We start from the raw sequence: 12,823 nt of genomic DNA, 5'->3' as shown, positions 1-12,823 counted from the left end.
GCCGGGGCGCGCCAGGGCGGTCAGCCGATCAGGATCACGTCCAGTTCGTCGCCCGGCGCGACGGCGGTGGTGTCCTCCGGGACGACCAGCAGCGCGTCCGCGTGCGCGAGGGCGGCGATCAGATGGGACCCGGCGCCGCCCACCGGGGTGACGGTGCCGGCCCCGGCGTCGTACGTGCCGCGCAGGAACTGACGCTTGCCGGCCGGGGAGGACAGCGGCCCGTCGGCGGCGAGGGCGGCACGCACGCGTGGCCGCCGGACGTCCTCGACGTCCTTCAGGCCCATCAGGGCGCGGATCGCCGGCCGGACGAACAGCTCGAAGGAGACGTACGACGAGACCGGGTTGCCGGGCAGGGCGAGGAGCGGGGTGTGCTCGGGGCCGATGGAACCGAAGCCCTGCGGCTTGCCCGGCTGCATGGCGAGCCTCCGGAAGTCGACGCCGCCGCCCGGCTCGTCCTCGTCGGCCACCGAGGACAGTGCCTCCTTGACGACGTCGTACGCGCCGACGCTGACCCCGCCGGTGGTGACCAGCAGGTCGGCGCGGATCAGCTGGTCCTCGATGGCGGCCCGCAGCGTCGGGGCGTCGTCGGTGACGGCGCCGACCCGGTAGGCGATGGCGCCCGCGTCCCGCGCGGCGGCGGCCAGGGCGAAGCTGTTGGAGTCGTAGATCCGGCCCTCGCCCAGCTCCTCGCCGGGCTGGACCAGTTCGCTGCCGGTGGAGATCACGACCACGCGCGGGCGGGGCCGCACCCGCACGGTGCCGCGGCCGATGGCGGCGAGCAGGCCGATCTGCGGCGGGCCGAGGACCGTGCCGGCCTCCAGGGCCAGGTCCCCGGCCTGGACGTCGCTGCCCCGCGCGCGGACATGGGCGCGGGCCCCGGCCGGGCGGTGGACACGGACCTCGCCCGTGGCGCCCTCCGGGGCGGCGCTCGCCGCGCGCATGCCCGTGGCGGGCGCGCCGCCGGTGCCGCCGTCGGTCCACTCGACCGGGACGACGGCCTCGGCGCCGGGCGGCAGCGGGGCGCCGGTCATGATGCGGGCGGCCTGGCCGGGGCCGACGGTGGGCAGCCCCTCGCAGCCCGCCGCCACGTCGCCGACGACCGTGAGCACCGCGGGGAACTCCTCGCTGGCACCGGTGACATCGGCGACCCGTACCGCGTACCCGTCCATGGAGCTGTTGTCGAAGGGCGGCAGGGCGACGGGCACCATGACGTCCTCGACCAGGACACAGCCCTGGGCGTCGGGCAGCGGCAGCTCGATGGGTTCGAGCGGGTGGACCGCCTGGAGGATGTCCTCCAGGTGCTCGTCCACCGACCAGGTCGTACTCACAGTCCCTGCATCTCCTCGGTGACGTAACCGCGCAGCCAGTTCCGGAAGTCCGGTCCCAGATCCTCACGTTCGCACGCGAGTCTGACAATGGCCCGCAGGTAGTCGCCGCGGTCGCCGGTGTCATAGCGGCGGCCCTTGAAGACGACGCCGTGCACGGGGCCGCCCGCCGACTCGTCGGCGGCGAGCTTCTGGAGCGCGTCGGTGAGCTGGATCTCACCGCCGCGGCCCGGCTCGGTCTCGCGCAGTATCCCGAACACGGCGGGGTCGAGCACGTACCGGCCGATGATGGCGTAGTTGCTGGGCGCGTCCGCCGGGTCGGGCTTCTCCACCAGGTTGGTCACCTTGACGACGTCGGCGTCGCCGGTGGGCTCCACGGCGGCGCAGCCGTACAGGTGGATCTGGGAGGGCTCGACCTCCATCAGGGCGACGACACTGCCGCCCTCGCGCTCCTGGACCTCCACCATGCGGGCGAGCAGGGGGTCGCGCGGGTCGATGAGGTCGTCGCCGAGGAGGACGGCGAAGGGCTCGTCGCCGACGTGCGGGGCGGCGCACAGGACGGCGTGGCCGAGGCCCCGCGGGTCGCCCTGGCGGACGTAGTGCATGGTGGCCAGGTCGCTGGACTCCTGGACCTTGGCGAGGCGCTCCTGGTCGCCCTTCTTGATGAGGGCCTCTTCGAGCTCGTAGTTGCGGTCGAAGTGGTCCTCGAGGGGCCGCTTGTTACGGCCGGTGATCATCAGCACGTCGGAGAGGCCGGCGCCGACGGCCTCCTCCACCACGTACTGGATGGCGGGCTTGTCGACCACAGGCAGCATCTCTTTGGGAGTGGCTTTCGTGGCCGGCAGGAACCTGGTGCCGAGGCCGGCGGCGGGGATGACAGCCTTGCTGATCCTGGGGTGCGACTCGTTCATGCGGAGCACCCTATCCGGTCGCTATGGGCGGAAGATTACGCTCCGCCTATCTTCGTGCTCATACGACCACCTACGAGAGGTTTTGTGAGGTCTTGGTGACTGGCGACATGTCCGAAAAGGATGCTTTGCGGCGTCAACTGCTCGCCGCGCGCGCCCTCCTGACCAGTAGTGACGTCCAGAAGGCCGCCGCGGTTCTCGCCGGCATCGCCCTGAACCTGCCCGAGCTGAGGCGGGCCTGGACGGTCGCCGCGTACGTCTCCATAGGGAGCGAACCGGGCACGCGTGCGCTGCTCGACGCGCTGCGCGAGCGGGGCGTCCGTGTGCTGCTGCCGGTCCTGCTGGCGGACAACGACCTCGACTGGGCGGTCTACGAGGGCGCCGAGCGGCTCGTACGGGCCCGGCGCGGCCTCCTGGAGCCCGCGGGGCCCCGGCTGGGCGTGGACGCCGTCCTGGAGGCCGACACGGTCCTGCTGCCCGGACTGGCGGTGGACGCGCGGGGCATGCGGCTCGGCCGCGGCGGAGGCTCGTACGACCGGGTGCTGGCCCGTATCGTCCGGTCCGGCCTCGACCCGGCCCTGGTGGTGCTCCTGTACGCGAACGAGGTGGTCGAGCGGGTCCCGGAGGAACCGCACGACCACCCCGTTCACGCGGTGGTGACCCCGGAGGTCACCCTCCGCTTCCGCGCCTGAGGGGCCGCCGGCCCCCGTCTCCACGGCTCTCCGACTCCGCGGCCGCACCGCCGAGCGGCTCCACGGCCGCACGGCGCCACGGCGCCACGGCTTTACGGCTCTACGGCGTGAGCACGAGCGTGTCGACGGTCTTCGCGTCGACCGCCTGCTTGCCGTAGGCCCAGTCGAGCAGCTCGCCCTTGGCCCACTTGTCCGTCTGGTCGGTGTAGTGGGCGTTGTAGGCGTGCCCCGAGGCGCCGGTCAGGTTGATCCAGCGGGACTTGTCCCAGTCGCCCACGTTCACCACCATCCGCATCGACGGCACCCACACGACCCCGTAGCCGCCCGCCGCGTTCCAGCCGGTGGCGTTGACCGCGGCCTCACCACCGGACAGGTTCCACGGGCCCCGGTTGAGCAGGGTCTGGATGAAGCCCGGCCCCTCGGTGCCGAGGGTCTGGTTCTTCAGGGTCAGCTGGTGCAGCCGCCCCCAGCTCCAGCTGTTGACGTCCTTGCCGAGCTTGGCCGTCAGCTCCCAGCGGGCGTCCTCCATGGCGCGCTTCAGCAGCTGGTCCCGGGTGTCGGTGCCCCCGTGGGTGCGACCGCGCGGTGACTGCCACCACTCGTTCTTCTCGTCCGCCAGGATCCGGCGCACCACCTCGTACCAGCGGTCGCCGCCGTCCGGCTGGGCCGTCTCGGCGTCGCGCTGGCCGCACTCCCGCACGAGCCTGTTCTGCTCGTCGACCGGCCCGGTGGAGTCGGCAGGGCGGACGTTCAGGCACTCGCCCTTCACCCGCAGCTCCTTGGGCAGCTTGTCGCCGAAGGCGAGCTTCAGGACGTTGCGCCACACGCCGTTGAAGTAGGCGGCCGCCCCGGAGTCCGCGTCCTGGGTGTAGTTCCAGCCCTCCAGGAGCTTCTGGGCCTCGCGGACGTGCGGGTCGGAGATGTCGATCTTCAGCAGGTAGGGCGTCAGCAGCTTGGCGATCTCGCTGCTGTTGTCCATCTGCATGGTGCGCATGTCCTCGGTCGAGACCTTGGCCCCGTCCTTGGTCTTGGACTCGATCAGGTCGTTGATGCGCTGGCTGCGCGATCCGTAGCCCCAGTCCTCGGTGAGCAGGTACGGGTACTTCCCGGAGTCGATGACGGCCTGGTTGGCGGTCACGATGTAGCCGCGCTCCGGGTTCTCCTCGTAGGGCAGCTCGTCGAACGGGACGTACGTCTTCTTCCAGGTGTACTTCTTGTCCCAGCCGGGCGCCGGCATGGTGCCGTCGTGGCCCTTCTGGCGGACCGGGATCCTGCCCGGCGCCTGGTAGCCGATGTTGCCCGTGGCCCCCTTGGCGTCCGCGTAGATCAGATTCTGGGAGGGCACCTCGAAGTCGCGGGCCGCCTCGCGGAACTGCTTGAAGTCGGTCGCGCGGTTCAGCTTGAACACCGCGTCCATGGACTTGCCCGGATCCAGCGCGGTCCAGCGCAGGGCGACCGCGTAGCCGTCGCCGCGGTCCGGGGCGAGGGCGTCGACGGGGGCCTCGTCGCCGACCTTCTCCAGCTCGGTGCTGCGGTCGGAGACCAGGGGGCCGTTGTTCGTCGACCGGACGGTGATGGTCCTGCTTTCCTCACCGGCGATCTTGATGACCTCCTGGCGGGTGACGAAGGGCAGTTCCTTGCCGTCGTACCGGTAGCCGCGGTCGGTGATCGCCTCCAGGTAGAGGTCGCTCACGTCCGCGCCCAGGTTGGTGAAGCCCCAGGCGATGTCCTGGTTGTGGCCGATGATCACGCCGGGCATTCCCGAGAACGTGTAGCCGGACACGTCGTACCGGCACTTGTCCGAGACGGCACGGCAGTGCAGGCCCATCTGGTACCAGAGCGAGGGCAGCTGGGGCGCCAGGTGCGGGTCGTTGGCCAGCAGCGGCTTGCCGGTCGTCGTGTACTTGCCCGAGACGACCCAGGAGTTGGACCCGATGCCGTTGCCGTTGGGGCCGAGCAGGGCGGGGATCTTCTCCAGGGACGCGGACAGCGCCGAGAGCTGCGACTGGAGGCCCTGGGCGGCGCCCTGGGCGGTCCCGGCGCCGGTGCCCTGGCCGCCGTCCTGCCCCTGGCCCGTGCCCAGGCCGTCGCCCTGGCCGTCGCCCTGGCCGCCGGTGCCGTCGCCGTCACCGTCGCCCTGGCCCGCGCCCTGGGTGCCGCCCTGCGCGGCCGGGTCGAACTTGCCGGCCGCCTCGTCGACGCCGCCCTTGTCCACGATCGGGCGGTGCAGGTCGTACGGGTACGCCGGGTACAGCTCCTTGATCTGCTTCTCGCTGAGCCTCGTGGTCATCAGCGAACGGTCGATCTCCTCCTGCATGTTGCCGCGCAGGTCCCAGGCCATGGCCTTGAGCCAGGCCACGGAGTCGACCGGCGTCCAGGGCTCGATCGCGTAGTCGTTGGTGAAGGCGAGGGCGGCGTACTCGACCGAGACGTCGCGGCCCTCCTTGCCCTTCAGGTAGGCGTTGACGCCGTCCGCGTACGCCTGGAGGTTCTTCTTGGTGTCGGGCGACAGGAGCTTGTCGTACTCCTCCTGCGCCACCCGGTGCCAGCCCAGGGTGCGCAGGAAGGCGTCCGTCTCGACCTGCTCCTTGCCGAACATCTCGGACAGGCGCCCGGCCGTCATGTGCCGGCGGACGTCCATCTCCCAGAACCGGTCCTGTGCCTGGACGTACCCCTGGGCACGGAACAGGTCCTCGTCGGTGGAGGCGTAGATCTGCGGAACGCCGTAATCGTCCCGTTTGACGTCGACGGGTCCGGAGAGGCCGTCGAGCTTGAGGGTGCCGGTGGTCTGCGGGAACGGGGCGCGCACGGTGCTGACGCCCCAGTAGGCGCCGTAGCCGACTCCCGCGACCAGCGCCAGCACCAGGGCGATCACGAGCAGACGGGCGCGTCGCCCCTTCTTCTTGGTGGAAGCGGCGGTGGTGTTGGCGGGCATCGCTGTCCTTCGAGGCGCAGTCTGATCCTGGAGTGCTGGAGCAACCATAGGCGCAGCGCTCACCCGGCCCGGACGCGGTGTCAGTAAGGGCCCCTTCCCGGGGGCCGTTCACAGCCACCGCTGCCCCGCGACCAGCGGCCGGGTCCGGTCACCGGCCGCACCGGGGACCGGGCGTCAAGGAAGCGTTAATGATTAGGTAAGGTAACGAAGTACCGCGGCTGGAACGATCCGGCGTGCATATGAGGAAAGGGTCGGCCCACTGACTGTCCACCAGCTCAACGAACTCCTGTTCATCTGCTCGCTCGTGCTGCTCGTCGCCGTCGCGGCGGTGCGGATCTCCTCCCGCAGCGGGCTCCCCAGCCTGCTCCTGTACCTCGGGATCGGGGTCGCCATCGGGCAGGACGGCATCGGCAACGTCCACTTCGACAACGCCGAACTGACCCAGGTGATCGGCTATGCCGCACTTGTGGTGATCCTGGCCGAGGGCGGCCTGGGCACCAAGTGGAAGGAGATCAAACCCGCGTTGCCCATGGCGGCCGTCCTGTCGACCGTCGGCGTCGCGGTGAGCGTGGGCGTCACGGCCGCGGCGGCGCACTACTGGGTGGGCCTGGAGTGGCGCCAGGCGCTGATCATCGGCGCGGTCGTCTCGTCGACCGACGCCGCCGCCGTCTTCTCCGTCCTGCGCAAGGTGCCGCTCCCGTCCCGGGTGACCGGCACCCTGGAGGCCGAGTCCGGATTCAACGACGCCCCCGTCGTGATCCTGGTGGTGGCCTTCTCCACGACCGGTCCCGTCGACAGCTGGTACATGCTGCTCGGCACCATCGCCATGGAACTGGCCATCGGCGCGGCCATCGGGCTGCTGGTCGGCTTCCTGGGCTCGTTCGGGCTGCGGCACGTGGCGCTGCCCGCGTCCGGCCTGTACCCGATCGCCGTGATGGCCATCGCCGTGGTGGCGTACGCGGCCGGCGCCATGGCGCACGGCAGCGGCTTCCTCGCGGTCTACCTGGCCTCGGTGATCCTGGGCAACGCCAAGCTGCCGCACGCGCCCGCCAACCGCGGTTTCGCGGAGGGCCTGGGCTGGATCGCCCAGATCGGCATGTTCGTGCTGCTCGGCCTGCTGGTGACCCCGCACGAACTGATCGACGACTTCTGGCCGGCGGTGATGGTCGGGCTGGTCCTGACGGCGGTGGCCCGGCCGCTGTCCGTCGCCCTGAGCCTGCTGCCCTTCCGCGTCCCCTGGCAGGAGCAGACCCTGATGTCCTGGGCGGGGCTGCGGGGCGCGGTGCCCATCATCCTGGCGACCATCCCGATGGTGTCCGGGATCGAGGGCAGCGAGAAGGTCTTCAACATCGTCTTCGTGCTGGTGGTCGTCTACACGCTGGTGCAGGGCCCGACCCTGCCCTGGCTGGCCAGGGCGCTGCGGCTGGGCGACTCGGCGGAGGCGGCCGACCTGGGCGTCGAGTCGGCGCCCCTGGAGCGGCTGCGCGGGCACCTGCTGTCGGTGGCCATCCCGGAGAAGTCCCGGATGCACGGTGTGGAGGTCGCGGAGCTGCGGCTGCCGCCGGGGGCGGCGGTCACCCTCGTCGTACGGGACGACAAGAGCTTCGTCCCGTCGCCGACGACCGTCCTGCGGCGCGGCGACGAGCTGCTGGTGGTGGCGACGGACCCGGTCCGGGACGCCGCCGAGCGGCGCCTGCGGGCGGTCGGCCAGGGCGGCAAGCTGGCCGGCTGGCTGGGCACGGGCGGCGCCGGCGGGGCGTGACGAGGGCGGCGCGGGGGGGGCGTGACGGGTCGGCGCGGAGGGCCGGGCGGGGCGGCGCGGGCGGGTCGGCTCCCCTCCGGGCCTGGGGGTGGCTCCCCGGGCCGGGAGGGCGGCAAATCGGAGGGTGAACGTCCGGTTAATCCGAGGTGAGGCCTTCGTCCTATCGGCCATTTCACAGGCACCACACCAGCAACGCCCTGTACCATGAAGGCACACTGATCGACCAACTCTGCCTGACGCAGAGCTGGCGCGACCGTATGGCGGCCGTGAAGCTCCCCCGCAGTGGAGCCCGGTATCTACCGCAGTTCCGCGCAAGAGGACAGCTCTCGGCGGCTCCCGACACCCAGGGGAGCGCTACCAGGCGGCAGAAAGGCACAGGCCGTGCCCTCCGCTGTAGACACAGCCACGGTCACCACCTCGGACACCACCCGGCGTCCCGGTTACGGACAGCTCCTGCGCACACCCGGCGCATGGACGTTCCTGCTCCCCGGCTTCGCCGCCCGGCAGCCCTTCGCGATGCTGACCATCGGCATCGTCCTGCTGGTCCAGCACACCACCGGCTCGTACGGCAGCGCCGGCGCCGTCGCCGCGTTCACCGGGGTCTCCATGGCCCTGTTCGCACCGCAGAGCGGCAAGCTCGCCGACCGCTTCGGCCAGCGTGCCGTCCTCGTCCCCGGCGTCCTGGTGCACACCGTCTCGGTGTCGGTCCTGACGGCGCTCGCGCTGGCCGGCGCCCCCCTGTGGGCCCTGTTCGCGGCGGCGGTGCCGACCGGTGCCTCCGTGCCGCAGATCGGGCCCATGGTGCGGTCCCGGTGGGCCGCCAAGCTGGAGGGGTCCCCGCTGATGTCGACGGCGGCGGCCTTCGAGTCCGTGACGGACGAGTTCACGTTCGTGGTCGGCCCCGTCCTCGCCACCGCGCTGTGCACCGGCGTCCACCCGGCGGCCGGCCTGATCGCCGAGGCGACGCTGACCCTGGCCGGCGGCCTCCTCTTCGCCGCCCAGCGCCGCACGCAGCCCGCGCACGGCTCGTCCGCCGAGCACGCGCGCGTGGAGCGGGTCTCCGCCCTGTCCGTGCCGGGCGTGCGGGTGCTCGCCATCGCGTTCCTCGGCATCGGCTCCGTCTTCGGCGGCATGCAGGTCTCGCTGACCGCGTTCACCGAGGAGATCGGACAGCCGGGCATGAACGGCCTGCTGTACGGGCTCTTCGCCGCCGGCAACATGCTGGCCGGCATCGCCGTCGGCGCCATCGCCTGGAAGTCCGGTCCCCGCCGCCGGCTGATCCTCGGCTACACGGGCCTGACCGTCGCCGCGTCGCTGCTGTGGTCCGCCCACTCGGTGGCGCTGCTCGGCACCCTCGGCCTCGTCGTCGGCCTGTGCATCGCCCCGGCGCTGATCACCGGCTACACGCTGGTCGAGTCGCTGGTCCCGGCATCCGCGCGCACCGAGGCGTTCACCTGGCTGACGGGCGCCGTGGCACTGGGCCAGGCGGCCGCCGTGACGGTGGCCGGACGGCTCGCCGACGGCTACGGCGCGAGCGCCGGTTTCCTGGTCCCGCTGGCCGGTACGGCCCTGGCCCTGACCACCCTGGTGGCGCTCCGGTCGCGGCTGGCGCCCCGCCCCGCGACCCGGACCGTGGCACGTGGCGTCGGTCACCGCGTACCCGTGACGGTGGACTGATCCCGCGGAATACGTCAGTATGGACTGTCGTTAGCACTCAATGAGTGAGAGTGCCAGGAGGAAGACAAGTGCCGACCTACCAGTACCAGTGCACCGAGTGCGGCGAGGGCCTCGAGGCGGTGCAGAAGTTCACCGATGACGCCCTGACCGAGTGCCCGAACTGCCAGGGACGCCTGAAGAAGGTGTTCTCGGCCGTCGGCATTGTCTTCAAGGGCTCCGGCTTCTACCGCAACGACAGCCGTGGCGCGTCGTCGAGCAGCTCGCCGGCCTCGAAGTCGAGCTCGTCGAGCTCGTCCGGCGCCGCCGCGTCGGGTTCGTCCTCGGCCTCCTCGTCGTCGGACTCCAAGCCCGCCACGTCCAGCACGGCCGGAAGCTCCAGCTCCGCCGCCTGACCCGGCCCGCCGCCGGTCCGGCCCGTTCCGGACCCGGTTCTCCCCGGACCCTGCCGTTTCCCACGGCGGGGTCCTCGGCGTATCCGGGCCCCGTTAGGGTGAACCGCATGGCGAACGCGGTGAAGGCAGGCAGCGGCGGGGACGAGTCCGGTCACGGCAGCGATGACGGCGCCGGTGGCGGCCTCCGCGCGGACATCGGTGTCATCGGCGGCTCGGGCTTCTACTCCTTCCTGGAGGACGTGACCGAGGTCCGGGTGACGACCCCGTACGGCAGCCCGAGCGACTCGCTGTTCTTCGGCGAGCTGGCCGGACGCCGGGTCGTGTTCCTCCCCCGGCACGGGCGGGGCCACCACCTGCCGCCCCACCGCATCAACTACCGGGCCAACCTGTGGGCGCTGCGGTCGGTCGGCGTGCGCCAGGTCCTCGGGCCGTGCGCCGTGGGCGGCCTGCGACCGGAGTACGGTCCCGGCACGCTGCTGGTGCCGGACCAGCTGGTCGACCGCACCAAGAACCGCACGCAGACCTACTTCGACGGGGAGCCCCTGCCCGACGGGTCCGTGCCGAACGTCGTGCACACGTCGTTCGCCGACCCGTACTGCCCCGACGGGCGCAAGGTGGCCCTCGCCGCGGCTCACGGCCGGGGCTGGGAGGCGGTGGACGGCGGGACCATGGTCGTCGTCGAGGGTCCCCGCTTCTCCACGCGCGCCGAGTCGCGGTGGCACGCCGCGATGGGCTGGTCGGTGGTCGGCATGACCGGTCACCCCGAGGCGTACCTCGCTCGTGAGCTGGGCCTCTGCTACACGTCGATGGCGCTGGTGACGGACCTCGACGCGGGCGCCGAGACCGGCGAGGGCGTCTCGCACACCGAGGTGCTCCGGGTCTTCGGCGAGAACGTGGGCCGGCTGCGGGAGGTGCTGTTCGACGCGGTCGCCGGGCTGCCGGCGACGGCGAGCCGCTCCTGCCTCTGCACCCACGCGCACGACGGCTGGGACCTGGGCATCGAACTGCCGTGACCGGGCACCCCGGCGGGGCGTGGCCCGGTGCGGCGCTCCGGCGGGTGACGAGGTTGTGCACAGGGGCGGGGTTGTCCACAGGCTCCGGCGGGATCGGGGCGGACGCGGGATCGTGAGGGCGTCGGCGGAGAGCCGGCAGGAATCCGGTCCGCTCCCGGTCCGGGTCCCGGCCCGAGGCGCGGTTCGTTCGTGAACCGGTCCCCGTACCGGACCCGTCCGGGACCCCTCACCGCAGGTGGTGGTTGCCATGACGTCCCGTCCCCTCCCCTCTTCCCCCTCCCCCTCCCCCTCCTCGTCGCCCCGCGCGTTCTCCTCCTCCGCTCCCCCGCTCGGCTCCGTCGCCGGGCGCGAGGCGGTGATGCCGGTACCGGAGACGCACGGGGTGCCGTCGTTCGCGCCGCTGCGGGTGCGGGGCGGGCGGCACCGGTTGCGCCGGGCGGTGCGCCGGCGGCGGCGGGCCATGGCGGCCGGGCTCGCCATGACGGCGGCGGCACTGGCCGCCTCCGCTCCCGGGTCCCGCGGCCCCGCCGAGGCGGACCGGCCGCGGGCCGCCACCCCCGAGCGGGAACGGGAACCGGTCGAGACGGTGTCCGCGCCGGTGCGGATCGCCGACGCCGCGACGGTGCGGCTGCTGCGGCCCGGTGACCGCGTCGACGTGATCGCCTCGCCGGTGTCGTCCCCGGCGGACGGTGAGGACGGCGCCCGGGTGGTGGCCCGGGGCGCCCGCGTGGAGAAGGTGCCCGGCGCACGGGCCGATCCGCCGGACGGCGGCGCGCTGGTGGTGCTGTCCGTCCCGCGCGCGACCGCCGCCGAACTGGCTGGCGCGGGGGCCACCTCCCGGCTGGCCGTGACGCTGTGCTGACGCCGCCCCGCGCCGAGCCCGGTCGCACGAAATGAGCCCCCTCGCACGAAGTGCCTGTCACGTCACCTGTCCGTGTGTACGGATTGGACGGTTATGCACGGTGCACGGCGTAATGGCTGCGCCGACTGCACATGCGACGAAGGGGCACCGTGGTGAGCCAGGACAAGAACCAGAACCTGCTGGAGGGCTTCAAGGCCTTCATCCTGCGCGGGAACGTGATCGACCTGGCGGTCGCGGTGGTGATCGGTGCCGCCTTCACCAACATCGTGAACGCGATCGTCAGGGGCGTGATCAGCCCCGTGGTCGGCGCGTTCGGCACCAAGAACCTGGAGAGCTACCGGTCCTGCCTGAAGGCGCCTTGCCAGGTGGACGAGAGCGGCGAGGTCGTCCAGGGCGTCGCGATCCTGTGGGGCTCCGTGCTCAGCGCCACGCTCAGCTTCCTGATCACCGCGGCGGTCGTCTACTTCCTGATGGTGCTGCCCATGGCCCGGTACCTGGCCCGCCGGGCCGCGCTCCAGAAGGAGAGGAGTGGCGTGGAGGAGATGCTGGAGGTCACCGAGCTGGAGGTGCTCAAGGAGATCCGGGACGCGCTCGTGGCCCAGCGGGGTGCGGGTCGCGGCGCCCCGTAAGGGCGGGTACGCCGGCTCAGAGGTGGTGCGGCGGCTTCTCGTCCAGGAAGCGCGCGAGGTCGGCGGCGCTGCCGCCGGCCGGAGGCCGCTCACCCCACCCACGGTCCGTATCGTCCGCGGACTGCTGGTCCAGCGGATCGTCGAAGATCAGCGCCGGTGTCCTCTTCCGGGGACCGGCCGGACCGGCCGCACCCGAGGGGTCGGCCGTGGTGCTCGGGCTGTCCGGACGGGTGTCGCCGTCCGGGTCCGCGCTGTCCGGGTGGTGCGTGTTCTTCGGATACTGCGGGTTCTTCTCGTCCTCCGGCGCCGATTCGCTCTTCGCATCGCGCGGTCCGGGGGCGGGGGCGGTCCTCATACACCCAGCGTACGCCGCCGGCCGGCGCCCGCCGGGGCCCCGGGTCAGGGGCCGCCGGGTCCGGGGGTCAGTGGTCGGGGGCGGGCGGAGTGCGGGGGTCGGGCTCGCCCGTGGGGGCGGGCGGGGCCGCCGGGTCGGGCTCACCGGTCGGGGGCCGGTCCTCGGTGGGGGCGGGCGGGGCGGGGGGGGGCGGGGCGTCCGTGGGGGGGGGCGGGGGGCGCAGACCGCGGTCGTCCTCGGGGGCGCCGGTCGGGGCGGGCGCGGGGGGGGGGT

General features: G+C 72.5%; 11 protein-coding genes. 7 read left to right on the top strand and 4 right to left on the bottom strand.

All coding sequences use genetic code 11. The annotated features are described in order from the left end of the window. Positions 1 to 20: 20 nt before the first annotated feature. Positions 21 to 1,328 (bottom strand): molybdotransferase-like divisome protein Glp, encoded by a 1,308-nt coding sequence (gene glp / locus A4V12_RS33060; RefSeq protein WP_107415571.1) that lies wholly within the window; start codon positions 1,326 to 1,328, stop codon positions 21 to 23. Beyond that, positions 1,325 to 2,236, bottom strand: a complete 912-nt coding sequence (galU, locus tag A4V12_RS33055; protein WP_064073193.1) for a UTP--glucose-1-phosphate uridylyltransferase GalU — start codon at positions 2,234 to 2,236, stop codon at positions 1,325 to 1,327. The genes glp and galU overlap by 4 nt, the downstream gene beginning before the upstream one ends. Before the next feature lie 107 nt (positions 2,237 to 2,343). Here galU and A4V12_RS33050 point away from each other — a divergent pair, with 107 nt between their 5' ends. Then, positions 2,344 to 2,925, top strand: coding sequence for a 5-formyltetrahydrofolate cyclo-ligase (locus A4V12_RS33050; RefSeq protein ID WP_064073192.1), 582 nt, complete (start codon positions 2,344 to 2,346; stop codon positions 2,923 to 2,925). 100 nt (positions 2,926 to 3,025) lie between these two features. On the opposite strand, the gene A4V12_RS33045 is transcribed toward A4V12_RS33050, so the two are convergent. Then, complete coding sequence (locus A4V12_RS33045) at positions 3,026 to 5,860, bottom strand: penicillin acylase family protein (protein ID WP_064073191.1); 2,835 nt, start codon at positions 5,858 to 5,860, stop codon at positions 3,026 to 3,028. 304 nt (positions 5,861 to 6,164) lie between these two features. On the opposite strand from A4V12_RS33045, the gene A4V12_RS33040 reads away from it, so the two are divergent. From A4V12_RS33040 to A4V12_RS33015, 6 genes are all read left to right on the top strand, one after another. Beyond that, positions 6,165 to 7,622, top strand: coding sequence for a potassium/proton antiporter (locus A4V12_RS33040; RefSeq protein ID WP_234372432.1), 1,458 nt, complete (start codon positions 6,165 to 6,167; stop codon positions 7,620 to 7,622). A gap of 381 nt (positions 7,623 to 8,003) precedes the next feature. Next, on the top strand, positions 8,004 to 9,299 hold the full coding sequence (locus A4V12_RS33035) for an MFS transporter (RefSeq protein ID WP_064073189.1): 1,296 nt from the start codon (positions 8,004 to 8,006) through the stop codon (positions 9,297 to 9,299). A gap of 68 nt (positions 9,300 to 9,367) precedes the next feature. Next, on the top strand, positions 9,368 to 9,691 hold the full coding sequence (locus A4V12_RS33030) for an FmdB family zinc ribbon protein (protein WP_064073188.1): 324 nt from the start codon (positions 9,368 to 9,370) through the stop codon (positions 9,689 to 9,691). Positions 9,692 to 9,798: 107 nt separating this feature from the next. After that, positions 9,799 to 10,704 (top strand): S-methyl-5'-thioadenosine phosphorylase, encoded by a 906-nt coding sequence (locus A4V12_RS33025; RefSeq protein ID WP_079137557.1) that lies wholly within the window; start codon positions 9,799 to 9,801, stop codon positions 10,702 to 10,704. A gap of 247 nt (positions 10,705 to 10,951) precedes the next feature. Beyond that, positions 10,952 to 11,566: a hypothetical protein gene (locus tag A4V12_RS33020; protein WP_423552107.1), complete on the top strand. Its 615-nt coding sequence runs from the start codon at positions 10,952 to 10,954 to the stop codon at positions 11,564 to 11,566. A gap of 131 nt (positions 11,567 to 11,697) precedes the next feature. Further along, a complete protein-coding gene (locus A4V12_RS33015; protein ID WP_107415570.1) occupies positions 11,698 to 12,195 on the top strand; it encodes an MscL family protein in 498 nt (165 codons plus the stop codon). Positions 12,196 to 12,211: 16 nt separating this feature from the next. Here A4V12_RS33015 and A4V12_RS33010 read toward each other — a convergent pair whose 3' ends face one another. Then, complete coding sequence (locus A4V12_RS33010; protein ID WP_064073186.1) at positions 12,212 to 12,550, bottom strand: hypothetical protein; 339 nt, start codon at positions 12,548 to 12,550, stop codon at positions 12,212 to 12,214. Between the last annotated feature and the right edge of the window lie 273 nt (positions 12,551 to 12,823).

The organism is Streptomyces noursei, assembly GCF_001646665.1.
GTDB lineage: Bacteria > Actinomycetota > Actinomycetes > Streptomycetales > Streptomycetaceae > Streptomyces > Streptomyces lavendulocolor.
The sequence above is the reverse complement of the archived record's forward strand: the minus strand, read 5'-3'. Positions and strand labels throughout refer to the sequence as shown.

What these genes read in the sequence shown, in the direction of transcription:
- A4V12_RS33015 (WP_107415570.1), top strand. Translation starts at nt 11,698, where the DNA reads ATGCGACGAAGGGGCACCGTGGTGAGCCAGGACAAGAACCAGAACCTG.
- A4V12_RS33020 (WP_423552107.1), top strand. Translation starts at nt 10,952, where the DNA reads ATGACGTCCCGTCCCCTCCCCTCTTCCCCCTCCCCCTCCCCCTCCTCG.
- A4V12_RS33010 (WP_064073186.1), bottom strand. Translation starts at nt 12,550, where the DNA reads ATGAGGACCGCCCCCGCCCCCGGACCGCGCGATGCGAAGAGCGAATCG.
- galU (WP_064073193.1), bottom strand. Translation starts at nt 2,236, where the DNA reads ATGAACGAGTCGCACCCCAGGATCAGCAAGGCTGTCATCCCCGCCGCC.
- A4V12_RS33050 (WP_064073192.1), top strand. Translation starts at nt 2,344, where the DNA reads ATGTCCGAAAAGGATGCTTTGCGGCGTCAACTGCTCGCCGCGCGCGCC.
- A4V12_RS33045 (WP_064073191.1), bottom strand. Translation starts at nt 5,860, where the DNA reads ATGCCCGCCAACACCACCGCCGCTTCCACCAAGAAGAAGGGGCGACGC.
- A4V12_RS33025 (WP_079137557.1), top strand. Translation starts at nt 9,799, where the DNA reads ATGGCGAACGCGGTGAAGGCAGGCAGCGGCGGGGACGAGTCCGGTCAC.